The 15,976-nt window shown below is 65.1% G+C and carries 12 protein-coding genes; 6 read left to right on the forward strand and 6 right to left on the reverse strand.

The window, feature by feature from the left end; translation table 11 throughout:
* Positions 1-73: 73 nt before the first annotated feature.
* The 6 genes from AWY79_RS16420 to AWY79_RS16445 form a co-directional block, all read right to left on the reverse strand.
* The gene (locus AWY79_RS16420; protein WP_066806297.1) at positions 74-1,429 is read right to left on the reverse strand and encodes an ABC transporter substrate-binding protein; all 1,356 of its coding nucleotides are present in this window, start codon (positions 1,427-1,429) and stop codon (positions 74-76) included.
* Between the two features lies 1 nt (position 1,430).
* On the reverse strand, positions 1,431-3,575 hold the full coding sequence (locus AWY79_RS16425) for an adenylate/guanylate cyclase domain-containing protein (RefSeq protein ID WP_078063832.1): 2,145 nt from the start codon (positions 3,573-3,575) through the stop codon (positions 1,431-1,433).
* Positions 3,576-3,727: 152 nt separating this feature from the next.
* Positions 3,728-5,272, reverse strand: a complete 1,545-nt coding sequence (locus AWY79_RS16430; protein ID WP_066806300.1) for an ATP-binding protein — start codon at positions 5,270-5,272, stop codon at positions 3,728-3,730.
* The gene (locus AWY79_RS16435; protein WP_066806302.1) at positions 5,269-5,820 is read right to left on the reverse strand and encodes a YfiR family protein; all 552 of its coding nucleotides are present in this window, start codon (positions 5,818-5,820) and stop codon (positions 5,269-5,271) included. Before AWY79_RS16435 ends, AWY79_RS16430 begins: the two co-directional genes overlap by 4 nt.
* Positions 5,820-7,730, reverse strand: a complete 1,911-nt coding sequence (locus tag AWY79_RS16440) for a TonB-dependent receptor plug domain-containing protein (RefSeq protein ID WP_066806304.1) — start codon at positions 7,728-7,730, stop codon at positions 5,820-5,822. The genes AWY79_RS16435 and AWY79_RS16440 overlap by 1 nt, the downstream gene beginning before the upstream one ends.
* On the reverse strand, positions 7,731-8,441 hold the full coding sequence (locus AWY79_RS16445; protein ID WP_066806306.1) for a response regulator transcription factor: 711 nt from the start codon (positions 8,439-8,441) through the stop codon (positions 7,731-7,733).
* A 258-nt stretch (positions 8,442-8,699) separates the two neighbouring features.
* Between AWY79_RS16445 and AWY79_RS16450 the strand changes: the two genes are divergently transcribed.
* From AWY79_RS16450 to flgL, 6 genes are all read left to right on the forward strand, one after another.
* Entirely contained in the window at positions 8,700-9,560 is an 861-nt protein-coding gene (locus tag AWY79_RS16450; protein ID WP_066806307.1) for a flagellin N-terminal helical domain-containing protein, read from the forward strand.
* Positions 9,561-9,892: 332 nt separating this feature from the next.
* Positions 9,893-10,471: an RNA polymerase sigma factor gene (locus AWY79_RS16455; RefSeq protein ID WP_066806308.1), complete on the forward strand. Its 579-nt coding sequence runs from the start codon at positions 9,893-9,895 to the stop codon at positions 10,469-10,471.
* The gene (locus AWY79_RS16460) at positions 10,468-11,145 is read left to right on the forward strand and encodes a flagellar hook assembly protein FlgD (protein ID WP_066806310.1); all 678 of its coding nucleotides are present in this window, start codon (positions 10,468-10,470) and stop codon (positions 11,143-11,145) included. The genes AWY79_RS16455 and AWY79_RS16460 overlap by 4 nt, the downstream gene beginning before the upstream one ends.
* Before the next feature lie 34 nt (positions 11,146-11,179).
* Complete coding sequence (locus tag AWY79_RS16465; RefSeq protein ID WP_066806313.1) at positions 11,180-12,727, forward strand: flagellar hook protein FlgE; 1,548 nt, start codon at positions 11,180-11,182, stop codon at positions 12,725-12,727.
* Positions 12,728-12,752: 25 nt separating this feature from the next.
* Positions 12,753-14,759 (forward strand): flagellar hook-associated protein FlgK, encoded by a 2,007-nt coding sequence (gene flgK / locus AWY79_RS16470; RefSeq protein WP_066806315.1) that lies wholly within the window; start codon positions 12,753-12,755, stop codon positions 14,757-14,759.
* 16 nt (positions 14,760-14,775) lie between these two features.
* On the forward strand, positions 14,776-15,969 hold the full coding sequence (flgL, locus tag AWY79_RS16475) for a flagellar hook-associated protein FlgL (RefSeq protein ID WP_066806317.1): 1,194 nt from the start codon (positions 14,776-14,778) through the stop codon (positions 15,967-15,969).
* Positions 15,970-15,976 lie beyond the last annotated feature (7 nt).

Below are 15,976 nucleotides of genomic sequence, written 5' to 3' on the forward strand. Positions count from 1 at the left end.
GAAAGCGCACGAAAAAAGGGCGGCCCGCTTCGGCGGTGCCGCCCTTTTCCGTTCCCCGACGCGGGAGCGCTTTCTATCGCCTTTCCTCCAGGATTTCCCGCATGCGCTCGGCCGCCTCGCGCACGGCCCCCTCGGGGGTGGACCGGCCGTCCAGGGTGTCGACGATCATCCGGCCGATGACCCCCGCCGCCGATATCCGGGCGGCCTGGGGAATGAGCCTGCCGTCCTCGAACTCGAAGCTTTTCAGGGAATCGAAACCGGCCAGAATGGCCTCCACCCGCTCCCGGCGGTATTTGTGGAATATCCCCTGGACATCGCAGTAGAACGTCGGGTGGGCGACGATGTCGCGCAGCACGGGCAGCATGCCGCCGGGGACCATGTGCAGCCAGGTCACGTAGGCGTCCTCCCGGAAGAGGAACCGGACGAACCTTCGGGCGGCCTCGCTCCGCGCCGCGTCGCCGGTCTTGACCAGTCCAAGGGCGTGCAGCACGCCGAACCCGGCCTTCCGGGTCCCGGTCAGGATGGCGACCATGCCCGTCCGGTCCGGCAGCTCGTAGTCGAAGGGCGCGCCCGAGAGGTCCTCGAAATTATCGCCGGTCAGGGAGTCCGCCGCGACCGAGGGCACGACGAAATCGTCCATGATGAAGCTCGAATAGAACATCATGGCCAGCCTGCCCTGGAGATAGTAGTCACGGCCCCGCCACCACTGCGGCCCGGGTGGGGTATAGCGGGCCAGCTCGGCGTAGAACTTGAGCGTCCGGACCGCGGCCGGCGAGTCGAAGACGACCTTTCCCTCGGGGGATACCTCCCGCACCCCGGCGGACTTGGCGAGATGGGTGAAGACTTGCTCGGCATAGGCGTCGTTGCGGGTGCCCACGAGGATGCCGTACCGCCCGTTCGCCGGGTCGTTCAGCGTTTTGGCCGCCTTGAGGATACGCTCCCAGGTGTCCGGAGGGGCCAGCCCGGCCGCCTCGAACCAGTCCTTGCGGTACCATATGCCCTGGACCCAGCCGTTGAAGGGGATGCCGCACGGTTTGCCGTCGCTCATGCTGACGCGCCGAAGCGTTCCGGCGAAAAACCGGTCGCGGCCCACGGCGTCGATGACCCGGGCGTTTCCGGCCTCGTCCATCCACCCCTGGTTGCTGAAGGCAACCACCAGGTTGGAGGCGCAGCCGACCACGTCCGGGGGCAGGCCCTCCGCCTGCGCCTGCGCCATGGCCCGGGCCATGTCGTTCTCCTCCACCCCGACCACACGGACCTCCACGTCCGGGTTGAAGACCATGAATGCCTGCGCAAGGTAGCCGATGACCGCCTGCCGGTCGGGGCTGACCTCGGTGGTCCAGAATGTCACGGGAACAGCTGCGCGGGCGCCGGCCGCGCAAAGGGCCAGCACGACGGCCGCCAGCAGCGCCGGAAGGATGCGCGGCATGCTATTTGGCATCGAACACCTGCTCCCCGTTCCAGTCGGCCGCCGGGGGCCGGGTGATGAAGGTCTCGGCCATGGCCCGGAAATGTTCGGCCAGGCTGTCCCGGCCGTGCCTTTGGACATAGGCTCCGAAGGCCGCTGCCGCGCCCGCGAAGTCCCGCGCCAGGAGCAGGCCCAGGCAGCCGCCCCATTCCTCCACCCGGGCCTCGGCGTCCCGGTCCAGGCTCAGGGGGGCGTACACCCCGGCGGTCCCGTATCGGGTGCCGAGCAACTCGTAGGCCCCGACTCCCGAGGAGGTCCCCTTGGCCACCACCCTCCCGGCAAAGCGGAAGACGAACTGGTCTCCCGCGGCCGCGCGCGTGGATTCGCTGACCAGGATGGAGGTGCCGAGGTACTTGTTCAGCCCCTCCAGGCGCGACGCCAGGTTCACGCTCGCGCCGATGGCCGTGTACGCCATGCGGTCCGAGGAGCCTATGTTGCCCACCACGGCCTCGCCGGTGTGCACCCCCATGCGCGTGCGGAACGCAGCCTTGCCCTGGTTCTCCCGGCCCATGTTGAAGATGCGCAGGGCGGCCTCGCAGCGCAGGGCTGCGAGGCAGGCGTCGTGGGCATGCCCGGCGTTGCGCACCGGGGCGTTCCAGAACGCCATGACCGCGTCGCCGATGTATTTGTCCACCGTGCCGCCGGTATGCAGGATGACCTGGCTGATCCGCTTGAAATAGGTGGTCACGTCCGCCGTCAGTTCCTCGGGCGACATCCCTTCAGCGATGTTGGTGAACCCTTCGATGTCGCTGAACAGCAACGTCAGTTCCCGCCTTTCACCGCCCAGGGCCGGAACGATGTCGTTGGTGATCATCCGTTTTACCAGCGGCCGGGGTACATAACTGCCGAAGACCTTGAGCGAGTTGCGCATGGTTTCCAGGGCCGCGGTCAGGTCCCTGATCTCGGTGATGACGGTCCTGATGGACACCGGGGTGTTCAGGTTGAACGACTTGATCTCGTGAACCGCCACGGTCAGCAGCCTCAGCGGACGGCTGATGAGCTTGGCCACGCCGAAGACCACCGGCAGGGACAGCAGGAGCAGCCCCAGCGAGACGTACAGGGTCCGCGTGCCGATCCGGGCGATGGGGCCGGTGAACTGCGATTCGGGTACGGCCACGGCCACGAACAGCTCCTTGCCGTACTCAACGGGCAGCGGGTCCACCCGGAACAGGTACCGCTCACCGCCCACGGACATTTCCCCGGCCTCCACGGTCTTGTCCTCCCGCGCCCGGAAACCGCGCATCAGCTCCGACAGGGCGGGAACGCCCAGCCGGTCCACGGCGGGCTCCCCCTTGTCCCCGCCGAGGCTCTTCACCATCCGGTCCAGGTCCGAGTAGGCATAGACCTTGCCGGTGGGGCCGAAGATCATGATCTCGCTGTTGTCTCCCAGGGTCTGGCGCTGCACGAACCGGCAGAGGTTGGCCAGGGAGAGGTCCAGGCCGAACACCCCGGAGACCGCGCCGTCGAACCGACGGGAAACCGTGATGCCCGGCTCGCCCGAGAGGGAGAAGATGTAGACGTCGCTCAGCGAGGGGGCGATGCGCCCTGCGGCGGTCCGGAACCAGACCCGCCGCCTCGGGTCGTACTCCACGTTCCGGGAAGCGGACGACCCCACGGTGACCATCCCGGAATCCAGGTACTTCTTCAGCTCGTACCGGGTTCCGTCCGCCAGGTGGCCGATCTCCTGGGTGTACCACCGGGCGGAGCCGGGGATGCCCAGCCGCCCCTTCAGCTCATTGCGACCGGCCAGGGAAGAGACCAGATAGAAATCGCCGTCGTCAAACCCGATGTAGACCGAGGAGAAGTCCTGGTGCTGCTCCAGAAAACTGAAGAACACATGGCTCATGGGGTGGGAATGGATCGACGGCTTCTCCGAGATCGCCGGGAATTCCACGTAGATGTTGGTGGTGTCGAAGGCCGTGTCGAAGATGGCCCTGGAGCGCTGGGAGACCGAAGCGCCCACCCGGACGAGCTGCTGGCGGGCGGAAACCAGGGCGGAGTCGGCGTTGCCGCGGTATCCGTAGACGACCACTGCGACGACGATGATGGTGATGAGAACGGAGAACACCGTGACGATGTTCAAATAAAAGGGAAAGCAACGTCTCATTCATTTCCCCTTCGAGGGTCGAACCGGTCCGTGCCGCGAAGAAGGCACTGAGCCTCCACTATTGGACGTTAGACCCACGGACCGGCCTGGGCAAGAACGGATGGGATTCGCGCGTGCATTTATAACGGGCCGCGAGCACCCCTCCCACGGGATCAGACGTCGACGATCTCTCGGCGCCCGCCGTGACGCGGGGGACATGCGGTCTTCCCGGCGCGAAAGACGATGGTCAAGCGGGTCCCGGCCTCCTCGCTGGTGCGCATGGAAATATCCGCGCCGTGAGTGCGCGCGATGAGGGCCGCGAAGTAGGTGCCAAGACCGGTGCCGTTCTCCTTGCCCGCAGTGACGTACTTCTCGAAGAACCGCTCGCGGATCTCGGCGGGCACGGCCGCAGGGTTGGACACCGACAGCCGCATGCGCTCCCCGCTCTTCAAGACGACCACGACCTCGTCCCCCGGCCCCGAGGCCTCGATGCCGTTCTGGATCAGGTTGCGGCACATGGTCCGCAGGAGCGGTCCCTCGCCGGACACCGTGAACTCCTCGTCGCCGACCACGTCCGTCCCGTCCAGGCGGATGGCCAGCCGCACGCCGGAGCTGCCGAGCAGCGGCGCAAACTCCTCCTCCAGGTCGCAGAGAACCTGGACAAGGTCCACGGACGCGCGGTTGAGCGCATAGACGTTCTTCTCCATCTTGAACATGTCCAGATGGTTGCGGATCATGTCCAGCATCCGGTATCCGGCGGCGCGGATGCGCCGGATCTGCTTCTCCTGCTCCGGATTCAGGCCACCCTGCCGGAGCAGCAGCTCGGGGTAGCCGATGACCAGGCTCAGGCCGGACTTGAGGTCGTGGCGGTTGATGCGCTCCACCTCCTCGCGGATCATCTCGGCCTGGGCGCGGCGCTTGATCTCCATCTGGAGCTGCCGGTTGTTCTTCAGCAGTTCCAATTGATTGAGCTTCAATTGAAGGGTCCGCTCCTCCACGGTCTGCTCCAGCTCCTCGCGGTGGCGGTCCAACCGCGCGTCACGGTCCTCGACGCGCCGGAGCATGGAATTGAACTCGGCCACCAGCACGCCCAGCTCGTCGTCGCTCTCGTAGTCCACTCTCCGGGAGTAGTCGCGGCTGACCGAGATGTCGCCCACCACGCGGGTCAGCTCACCCAGGGGGTCGCCCAGCCTGCGCCTGAACCGCCCCGCCAGCCGGAAACTGAACAGGAACACGCCCAGAAAGACCACACCGCCGCTGAACAGATAGCTCTCCAGGAACGCCCACTGGCCGGACAGGGAAACGGACAGGACAACGGCGCACCCCCGGCGCCCGGCCGGGATGGACGCGGCGGTGGTCAGCCCGGACAGGGTGGCGGCCTCGAACGGGACGGTTTCGGGCCGGGCCGGAGGTCGGCCCCAGGCCGCGAAGAGCGTGCCGTCGGCAAGGTACACGGCCCCGCCCGCGACCGTCGGGTTCAGGGACAAGGTGGCCAGGTTCTCGGCGGCTGCGGCCTGGTCGTCGAAGTCCACGGACGCGGCCAGGGACGCCGCCATCAGCCCGGCCAGGACCCGAGCCTTGCCCGCCGCCTCCTGGCGGTAGGAGTGGATCATGGGGATGATGTTCAGCAGAAAGCTCAGCGCCAGGGCGGCCAGGGTGGTGCCCAGAATGGCGGCCACGATCTTCCGGCCCAGGGGCCTGACCTCGGGGTTTCTCATCGGCCCTCCCCCTGGTGGATGCGGACCAACTGGAGCAGGCGGGAGCTGACGGTCAGCCCGGCCTTGCGGGCCGCCTCGAGACTGACTTCCATGCGCAACCGCCCGTCGCGCATGTAAAAGTTGATGACCGCCCCGCGCTCCGGGCCATCCGGGTTCTGGGTGATGGTCAGCACGGGCTGGTCCGCCACCCGCATGAGGATAGCGGCCATCTCCCGCGTGGGAGCCCCGGTCAGGACCAGGACGTGACATTCGGCGGGCCAGCGGACCAGCCGGAAGCGCGGTTCGCCGTTATCTCCGTCTTCTCCCTCACCGGTTGGGTCCGGAAACCAGGGCTTGAGCCGGGCCGGTTCCGTGGCCGCCACGATGAACGGATCGCCCGGCGCCGGGCCGGTGCCTTCGGGCCAGGCCACGTACTTGACCAGCCGCTGGACGTAGAGCGCACGCAGCTGGTCCGGGGTGGCCGTCAGCCGGCCGTCCGCGGAAGCAGGTGCGGGCAGCAACGCGGCCCATGCCATGACGGCCAGGAGCAGCAGGCGCAGGAGCGTCATCAGAAGTCCCACGTGACCCGGAAATCGGCGCTCGGCCCCACGGCGAGGTCCGAAAATTGTTCGTGGGAACCGCCCAGGTTGCGCCCGATGAACTCCAGCAGGAGGTCGTCTGAGACCCGCCAGGAGAGGTGCGCCTCCAGGCTGAAATAGGCGGGCAGATGGAGCTGATCCGGGCTGTCGATGTAGCCGAGGAAGAAGTCTGCGCCGACCCGCTCCCAGGGCTTTGTCAGAACCTGGAGCTTGATCTCGCTCCCAAACCCCTCCTCGGGCATGGAGTCGCCCACCGGGCCGGAATCCAGGCCGTATATGTTCTGATAGATGAGGCTGGCCGAGGGGCGCAGGGTCAGCCAATCGCTGATCCACCAGTCCACCAGGGCCTCCAGCCCGTAGGCCGTTCCCTTGAGGGAGTTGGTCACCCGCGCGGTGTCGGCGACGTCGTCCAGCTCCATCATGAGCAACTCGGAGTAGTCGTTGACGTACAGGGAGAGGTCCAGCCGGGCCTCCGGGGTCATGGCCCGGCGGTACCCGCCCTCATAAGAAATGAGCTCCTCGGTCTTGAGGTTGTCCGGCTTGATGACCCGATAGTCCTTGCCCTTGGCGTGGATGACGTAGGAGCCGCTGCGCTGGTATCTGTTGTCCGCCCGCACCCCGCGCGACACGGCCAGCCAGTACTCGGAATCACCCCGCGCGTGCAGCAGGCGGATCGTGGGCTGAAGCTCGACGTGGGCCTCGTCCAGGACGTCCACCTTGGTCCCCAGCACCAGGTACAGGCTCTCCGGGAGCAGGGTGATGCGGTCGCGGACGAACCCGTTGGCGGTCCAGGTGTAGATGCGCTCGCGGTCGATGTCCGCCCGGTCGCCGCCATGCACGTCATCCCAGAAATACTGGCTGCCCACGCCCCAGGTGACCAGATGGCGGCCCATCTCCTCCATGGCCGAAGTCAGCTCGGCGTCGACGATGTTCGCACCGCCGTCCAGGTCGGCCAGGGACGCGGTGTCGCGGGTGTAGGAAGTCCGGAAACGGAGGTTGGAGTCCAGGCCGGTGGCGCGGTCCCAGACGAACTGGGCGTAGCCGTTGAGGTCCGTCCGGTCCAGGGGCGGCGGTCCGCCGGGTCCCGGTCCGTCCCGGCTGCCGTCCTTGGTCCGCGACCCGGCCAGGCTGCACTGGAACGACAGGGCGTCGGTGAAGGCGTTCTCCCAGTCGCCCCGCATCCCGCCCTGGACCTGGGACCAATCGTGGGGCTCCTCACGCCGGTCCCGGCTGCTCAGCTGGCTCCCGTTCAGGTAGTCGCCGTTGCCGTAGACCATGATTGCCCCATCGCCGCCCGTCTCCATGCCGTAGCGCAGGGTCTGGCCGACGCCCGAGGTGCCCGCCGTGGTCACGGACTGCCCGCCCAGACTCTCGATGGCCGACTTGGTGATGATGTTGATGGTACCGGTGAAGGACTCGGCCCCCCACAGGCTGGTGCGGGTGCCGCGCGCCACTTCGATGCGCTTGACCTGGCTGATGGGCACGATATTGCCCCACTGCACCCCGGTCATGACCGGTGAGGTCACGGGCCTCCCGTCCACCAGGACCAGGTGCTTGTTGCTCAGCAGCCCGTTGAACCCCCGGATGCCCACGGCCCAGCGGTCCGTGTCGGTCTGGGCCACGTGCACGCCGGGCACCAGCTTGAGCGCCTCGGGCACGTTGGTGGCCCCGGACCGGAAGATATCTTCCTCGGTCAGCACCGTGACCGCGGCGGGGATGCGCGAGAGCGGCTCGGCGCGCCGAGTGGCACTGACTGCCTCCACCTCCATCAGCTCTTCGAGGCCGAGGGAGTCGAGCGCGTCTTGGCCCGCGGCCCAGGCGGGCCAGCCGAGCAGGAGCAGGATGCACAGGAAAACCGGCCGCCACGGGTCGGGGAGCATCTATACAGCCTCTTCCTGGGGAACGGTCAGCAGATACCCCCTGCCCCTGATGGTCTTGATGCCCACGTGCCGGTCCAGCTTCTTGCGCAGGTTGCTCATGTGCACGTTGAGGACGTAGTCGTCGAAGTCCTCGCTCCGGCCCAGGGCGCGTTCCATGAGCGCGTTGCGCTCGACCACGCTGCCCATGTTCACGGCGAGCATCTCCAGGATGTCGAATTCCGTGGAGGTCAGGTGCACGGGCGTGCCGCCGATGGTCAGGTTGCGGGCGTTGCGGTTCAGCCGCACGTCGTTGATCTCGATGTCCGGTTTGGCCTTGGCGACGGGCGCGGAGCCGCCCTCCTCGCCGCCGGCCCCGTAGCGGCGGAGCACCGCCCGGATGCGGGCCAGCAGCTCGCGCAGCTGGAACGGCTTGGACACGTAGTCGTCCGCGCCCATCTCCAGCCCCACCACGCGGTCGATCTCCTCACCGCGCCCGGTGAGCATGATCACCGGCACGTTCGAAGAACCCCGCAGCTTGGTCAGGACGTTGAACCCGCTGGTGTCCGGCAGCATGACGTCCAGGATGATCAGCTCGTACTCCCCTCTGCGGGCCATATCCAATCCGTCGCCGCCGTTGACGGCCGCATCGAGTCCGATCCCCTCCTCGCCCAGGTACGCGCCGAGCAGTTCCGCCAATTCGGGATCGTCGTCGATCAGCAACAGGTCTTTCATCGCCACACTCCTTTTGAATACATCATAAAGATTCAGAAAAAATTATGATATTAATCGCGCATCAATAAATATTAAGAACAATAAGAAACATCCGCCGCGTCTTCAGAAAGGTCTGTTCGGCCGCGCTTTGCAGAGGCTGGAACATTTTTCCTCCATGAACGCTTCTCCCCACTGCGCCCGTATACATGGGCGACTTTGGTTCCCTGCTCATCGTGACGGGGAAAATGCATGGAAGCATAACCATTCAAGGAGGAAATCATGGCACTCGTAGTCAACAACAACCTTATGGCGAACGCCGCCGCCCGAAACCTGAACACCGCGTATTCGGCTCTGGGCACCTCGACCGAACGGCTCTCCTCGGGCCTGCGCGTCAACTCGTCCGCCGACGACGCTGCCGGCCTGGCCGTGCGCGAGCTCATGCGCTCGGACATCGCCACCCTCAACCAGGGGATCAGGAACGCCAACGACGGCATCTCCATGATCCAGACCGCGGACGGTGCGCTCTCCGTCATCGACGAGAAGCTCATCCGCATGAAGGAACTGGCCGAGCAGGCCGCCACCGGCACCTACACGGACGCCCAACGGCTGATCATCGACTCGGAGTACCAGGCCATGGCCTCGGAAATCACCCGAATCGCCAACGCCACGGACTTCAACGGCATCTACCTGCTCAACGGCAACCTGTCCGCCGACGGCATCACCGTCCACTTCGGCACTGGCAACGATGCCGCCGAGGACAAGTACGCCGTGACCATCGACAACTGCACCGCCTCCGCCCTGGGTGTGGGGCTGGCAGCCGGCGTGGACAAGGCGGGCGCGGTGGTCTCCACCCAGGAGGCCGCCCAGAGCGCCCTGGACGCCCTGAACCAAGCCATCGAGTCCAAGGACAACGTGCGCGCCAACCTGGGCGCCATGCAGAACCGGCTGTCGGCAACCATCTCCAACCTCGAGATCCAGGCCGAGAACCTTCAGGCCTCGGAATCCCGCATCTCCGACGTGGATGTGGCCACCGAAATGACCGAGTACACCAAGCAGCAGATCATCACCCAGTCTGCGGTGTCCATGCTCTCGCAGGCCAACTCGCTTCCGCAGATGGCTCTGTCGCTCATCAGCGGCTAGTCCGCGCCTTCCCAAGCCGAGGGCCGGTCCGGAACCATTCGGACCGGCCCTTACCATTGTAATCGCCCGCCACCGCCCGCCGGTTGCACATTTCCCCTCCGACCGGGAAAAAAGCTCCCTTTCCCCTGCGCCGCCCCCCGGATGTTCCTCCGCTGCCGAGTTTCCCCTTCCGGACATATTAAATCTTCTTCATTTCCTTCAGATTCGGACGTCGTCATCGCCCCCGCCTTCACACTCCGCAAACATTCTCCAAAGGATAATCAATGTGACTTTATGCCACATAAACGTTTTGCGGCATCCACATTGCTCAATCTCCATGCAGGAGGTTCGAAATGAGCAGTACTTTGTTGGAAATAAGAAAGCGCTACGGGGAGATCTCCTACGATGTTCTCTTCAAAGAGCACTCACGGTTGATCTACAAGCTCATCATCAACTTCATCAGAGCAAAGAATATCAATCTTCAAAATACAGAGATAGATGACGTATACCAGGAAATTGCCCTGAAAATTTTCAAGAATGACCACATTTCCCGCTATGACGAGGAAAAAAGTTCGTTCATCACCTGGCTCAACATCATCTGCCGCACCACGACCATCGATTACTACAGAAAGAAGCTGCGCTGGATGGAATCCGTGCTCTCCGAGGACGGCCCCGCGCCGGTCCAAGGACCGGACGCCCTGTTCAGCCTGCCCGCCGGGGTGCTCACTGACCGCCAGGCCGAGGTCATCACCCTCTACTACCGCGAGGGGATGGTCGCCGGGGAGATCGCCCGGTCGCTGGGCATCTCTCCCAGGACCGTCCGCAGCATCAAGTTCCAGGCCCTGGACCGGCTGCGCGCCCACTACGGCGCGGCCGCTCCCCTGCCCGAGCACGGCGAACCCGAAGAGCCCGCAAGGAGGCACGTGTCATGACCGTCGATGCAACGAGCTATTACGATACCCTGATCTCTTCCACGGCGGTCGCCTCGACCACCACCGAGAGCTCCACCTCCCTGACCTCGGAGGATTTCATCACCCTGCTGTGCACGGAGCTCCAGTATCAGGACCCCACTGAGCCCCTGGACAACTCCCAGATGGTGGACCAGATGACCCAGTACTCGCAGCTCGAGGAACTGGCGGACCTGAACGACAAGATGGACAGCCTGAACGAGTCCATCGAAGCCATGGGCAGCGCCTACGGACTGGACTACCTAGGCAAGCAGGTGGAGGCCAACGGGCACACCATCGCCAAGCACGATGACGACATCTCCACCCTGTACCTGACGCTCGATGACGACGCCGCCGAGCTGACCATCAACATCTACAACTCCGAAGGCAAGATCGTCGAAAGCCAGATCTACGCCGATGTGGATTCCGGAACCGTCGCCTTCCAATGGGACGGCACGGACTACGACGGCAACGAGGTCTCGAACGGACAATACTACATCATAGCCACGGCCACCGACGCCGAGGGGGACAGCGTGGGCTGCACCTCCACGACCACAGGCACGGTCACCGGCGTCTCCAACACCGAAAACGGCGTGGTCCTGACCCTGAGCGACGGCCGGAGCGTGTACCTGGCCGACGTCACCTACGCCACCAGCTAACCCTCGAATACCCTATTTTTTAAGGAGAAAAATCATGAGTATCACAGGTTCCATGTACACCGGCATCTCCGGGCTCCAGGCCCAGAGCCAGGCGACATCGGTGGTCAGCAACAACCTCGCCAACTCCACCACCACCGGCTACAAGAGCTCGTCCATCGCCTTTGAGGACGTCTTCTACTCCACGGTCTACGCCGGAGGGTCGGCGTCCCAGGTAGGCAACGGCGTGACCACCTCCTCCATCACCACAGACTACTCCCAGGGGGCTTACGAGACCACCAACTCGGTCACGGACGTGGCCATCAACGGCGACGGCTTCTACATCGTGGTGGACCCCGACACCGGCGAAACCTTCTACACCCGCGACGGCGGCTTCTCCTTCGATTCCAACGGCTACCTAGTGGACTCCCACGGCAACCGCGTCCAGGGCTGGGAAACCGATGACGGTTCCATCACCGGCGGGCTGGTGGACATCCAGATCGACAACTCCCAGTCCCCGCCCCAGGCCACCAGCGAGGTCTCCTTCTCCCTGAACCTCGATTCCACGGCCACGGACAACACCACCTCGGGCACCAACGAATGGGCAGCCCTGTTCGGGATCTACGACGGGACCTCGGACACGCCCCTGGAGGACTCCCGCTACGCCTACCAGACCACCATCACCGTGTACGACGAGAACGGCGCGTCCCACGACCTGACCGTCTACTACGACCCTGTCGAGACCGACGACGGCTCCATCGTCTGGGAATACATGGTCTGCTGCGATCCCGACGAGGACCAGCGCGACTTCAACGGGACCGAGATGTCCCAGACCAGCGGCGCGGGCGCCCTGGTCTCCGGGACCATGACCTTCTCCTCTTCCGGCGACATCCAGTCCATGACCGCCTTCACCCTGTCCGACACGCCCACGGACCCGACCGATCCCATGGCAGAGGAGAACTGGGTCCTGTGCGAGTTCGACAACAACGGACTGCCGGTCTTTGATGTCAACTTCACCGGCGCGGACGAGAACCAGACCATTGCGCTGGACTTCGGCATATCCAACTCGGACTTTTCAACGGGCACGGGCTGGGACGCCGGTACCATCGACTCCCTGGACGACCTGGCCGCGGTCACCGATCCCGACGACCTGCCCAAGTTCAACACCTCCATCATGGCCGCAAACGCCACAAGCAGCACCACGGCCAGCTCCGCCACCTACAACCTGATCCAGGACGGCTACGCCCCCGGCGAGTTGGTGGATATCGCCATCAGCGAGAACGGCATCCTCTCGGCTTCCTACACCAACGGCCAGACCCAGGAGCTGTACACCTTCGGCCTGGCCGACTTTGCCAACACTCAGGGGCTCCACTCCGAGGGCGGCAACCTCTACTCCGCCACCGCGGAGTCCGGGCAGGCGCTCATCGGCACCCCCGGTTCCGCCTGGTTCGGCACGCTGGCGTCCAACGCCCTGGAGCAGTCCAACGTGGACACCGCCACCGAACTGACCAAGCTGATCATCATCCAGGCCGCCTACCAGGCCAACTCCAAGATCATCACCACGGCAGACACCATGCTCTCCACCGCCATCGGCATGAAGCGCTGATCCGCGCCAGATCCGGGAGGACGCGATGATAAACAATCTCTACAACATAGGACAGACCTCGCTGCAAAACGCGCAGGTCGGCGTCAACAACGCGTCCAACAACATCGCCAACGCGAACACCCCAGGGTACCAGCGCACCTCCGTGGTCCAGAAGACCTCCGGGTCCATCACCGTCTCGGGGCTGACCCTGGGCACCGGGGCGGACGTCACGGCCATCCAGTCCGAATGGGACAAGTACGTGGAGGCGCAATACCTCGACGCCCTGGCCGACCTGGCCACCCAGTCGGCGGCCCTGGACTACCTGAACCAGCTCGACGGCCTGCTCAACCAGTCCGAGGGCGGCCTGTCCGACGTCATGGAGGAGTACTTCAGCGCCTGGAACGAGCTGGGAACGGACCCGGATTCCCTGTCCGCCCGCGAGGCCCTGCTCGGCTCCACCGAGACCCTGATCTACGCGCTGAACTCCACCACGGCGACCATCGAGGCCATGGAGGACTCCATCAACGCGGAAATCCAGGACCAGGTTTCCGAGGCCAACCAGCTCATCGAGGACATCGCCGCCATCAACGCGAGCATCGCCGCCAATCCCGACGACAATCAGGCAGTGGCCGACCGCGATCAGATGATCCGGGAGCTCGACGCCCTGATCGGCGTGGACGTCCTGTACCAGTCCGACAACACGGTCACCATCCTGACCGAGGAGGGTTACACATTGGTAGACGGCACCGAGACCCACGATCTGGTCTACGCCAACCCCAACGTCACCGAATCGCTGGTCCGGGACTCGGACTACGACGGCACCCTGAACTACTCCGGCGACTCCAACGAGGAGCTGCTCATCGAGTTCGTCTCCTCTGGCCCGGACGGCACGGCCCAGTTCAAGGCCTCCACCGACGGCGGCAACACCTGGCTGACCGACGAGAACGGCGACCTCCGGCTCTACACCGCCGACGGCGAGGACGGGGCCGTGGAGATCGAGGGCGTGACCATCTGGTTCGAAGACGGCAGCGGCGACCACGCCGAGGGCGACCGGTACGCGGTCATGTCCAAGTCCGGCCTGTACTGGGAATCCGGGGACGGCTCGCTCAAGAATATCACCCCCATGACCGACGACAGCGGCGATTCCGTGTCCGGTCGCACCTCCAGCGGCTCCATCGCCGGGCTGTTCACGGTCCGGGACGACGTGGTCATCCCGACCCTGGAAGGGCTGGACGACCTCGCCGAGGCGATCATTTGGGAGACCAACGCCGTCCACGCCCAGGGCGCGGGGCTGGAACACCACACCAGCCTGACCGGGACCTACTCCGTGGAGGACGACGCCGTGCCGCTGGCCGACAGCGGGCTGTACTTCGCGGACAACATCGAGGCGGGCGAGCTGACCATCGTCACCTACGACGCGGACGGCAACGTGGCCTCCACCTCCATCCTGGACATCGACCCGGCCACGGACTCCCTGGAGTCCGTGCGGCAGAAGATCGACGACATCGACGGGCTGACGGCGCAGATCACCAGCGACGGACAGTTGCAGGTCACGGCGGACACGGACGTGGAGTTCGAGATCGCGAGCGACAGCGCCAACGTCATGGCCGCCCTGGGGATGAACACCTACTTCACCGGCACCGACGCGGGCGACATCTCCCTGAACAGCTACGTCACCGCGAACACCTCGCACATCAACACGGGCAGCGTGGGCGACGACGGCCTGGTGGCCTCCGGCTCCAACGAGACCGCCACCCTGCTGGCCGCCCTGGCTACCGCCACCTTGACCGTGGGCGAAGCCGAAACCAGCCTGACCTCGGCCACGGCCGCCCTGGTCGCCGACGTGGGCGCGGCGACCTCCGCCGCGGAGATGCAGCAAGCCTACGCCCAGACCTCCGCTACCTACCTCTACGAGCAGCAGGCCTCGACCAGCGAGGTCAACGTGGACGAGGAGCTCATCGAGTTGACCAAATACCAGCAGGCCTACCAGGCCGCCGCGCAAATCATCAGCGTGACCAAGGAAATGATGGACACCGTCCTCGGCCTGGTCTGAGCAAGGAGCGACAGCCATGCGCATCAGCACCGCACAGATATTTTCCATGTCCCTGAATCAGATGAACTCGGCCCTGAACGACGTCACCGAACTGACGATCATGAACGCCAGCCAGAAACGGATCAACGCCCCGTCCGACGACCCGTCGGGCATGGGCAGGGTGGTCGAGCTGTCCGGGTACGAGAAATCCCTGTCCGGCTACATCGACAACTGCTCCACCGTCCTGGAACAACTGAGCACCGCCGACCAGGTCCTGTCCACGGCCAGCGAGACCATCACTGCGGCCCTGGAATTGGCCGAGCAGGCGTCCACCGAGACCTACACCGAGGAGGAGCTGCAGATGATGGCCCTGGAGATGGAGGGGTATCTGGACGCCCTGTACGCCATCGCCAACACCCAGCTCGGCTCCGACTCCCTCTTCGCGGGCGACGACATCGGCGACGACGCCTACGCCATGGGGCTGGGCGTGACCCAGACCAACGACTCGTTCTCCAGCAGCGACTTCACGAGCCTTGAAGGCGAGATCGAGGATACCGTGGCCGTGCGCTTCACCTCGGACGGCGTGATCGGGACCGACGCCATCGGGTACGAGTACTCCACCGACAACGGCGAGACCTGGACCACCGCGACCCTGGCCGCCGGCGACACCGCCTTCGCCGTGGGCGACGCCACGGTGGAGCTGGCCACCGGCACGATGATCACGGCCGCGGACGACGACGGCAACGGCTCGCAGTTCTACCTGCGCGAGGCGTGCGTCTACACCGGCTCGTCCAGGGCCATGTCCGTAGCCGTGTCCGAAAGCACGTCCGAGGACATGAACACCGTGGGGAGCACCATCTTCGGCGGTGTGGACGAGTCCACGGGCCAGCCCTACGACTCCCCCAACCTGTTCGAGACCCTGGCCGACTGCATCGTCTACATGCAGACCGGGAACTACGACGGCGTGGCCCAATGCCTGGAGGACCTCGGCGACTGCCACGAAACCGTGGAGACCGGCGCAGCCAACCTGGGTGCGCGGGAGAACAAGATCACCTACACCCAGACCTCCCTGTCGCTGGTCAAGGAGCTGACCGCCAACTCCATCAGCAGCGAGGAGGACGCCGACGCCACCCAGCTCGTTGTCGAGCTGGAGCAGGCCAACTACGTCTACGAGGCGGTGCTCAGCACCTCCTCCAGCATCATGAGCATGTCCCTGCTCGACTACATCTAGGAGGAAA

Origin of the sequence: Pseudodesulfovibrio indicus (genome assembly GCF_001563225.1) — a bacterium.
GTDB lineage: Bacteria > Desulfobacterota > Desulfovibrionia > Desulfovibrionales > Desulfovibrionaceae > Pseudodesulfovibrio > Pseudodesulfovibrio indicus.